Origin of the sequence: Bacillus hominis, from assembly GCF_018332515.1 — a bacterium.
GTDB classification, from domain to species: domain Bacteria; phylum Bacillota; class Bacilli; order Bacillales; family Bacillaceae_G; genus Bacillus_A; species Bacillus_A hominis.
This window is the reverse complement of the sequence record NZ_BOQD01000566.1, coordinates 1-605: the sequence shown is the minus strand read 5'-3', so window position 1 is coordinate 605 and position 605 is coordinate 1. Positions and strand designations below refer to the sequence as shown.

1 protein-coding gene is annotated in these 605 nt (G+C 34.4%); it reads right to left on the bottom strand.

Annotation, left to right across the window (positions count from 1 at the left end; genetic code table 11):
- Positions 1 to 605 (bottom strand): hypothetical protein (locus tag KI356_RS27375; protein ID WP_212937027.1); only part of this gene is annotated, 605 nt, incomplete at both ends.

The window sequence follows — 605 nt, the reverse complement described above, 5'->3', positions numbered from 1 at the left end:
CTAACCTTACTCTTTCTTCATTATCGACTCCTTCCTTTTGTAATTTAGGTATCAGATTTTCTTGCTTCTCCACTCTCTTTGACTTCCAATCTTGCCAAAGTGTAATAGAATTAAGAATAAGGGAAATCAATTGGTCTCCAATAGCCAAAATATCCTCAAGGTTAAGAAAAAGCATATGCTTATTTCTATCATATGAGCTAAATAGATTGTTACGGACACCTAATGCTGCTACTACCTCTTGTTCAAATACCCCTTCTATCTGAACCGTTATATAATTTTCGTCAGCAAGGAATGCAACCTCACATTCATCCAAAACCTGTTCCTTATATAAATCAGATATATAGTTAACTAGCTTTCGAATAGCTTCTTTAGTATCAGTTTCTTCAAGTAGAAGCCTGATACGCTGTTCTAAAACGTATTCCTCAATTTTTGATTTTAGGAACTGATGCTGCTCAAGCTGAAGTTTATGTATATTTTTTAAATCATACTCATAAAGTTGTTGCACTTTAGGTTCATCGGAATTCTCCATATCGGTATTCCAGATGTAGTAATTCCCTTTAAAATATGCTAGACCTTCTACAACATCTTGACCCTCAACTGTTCTT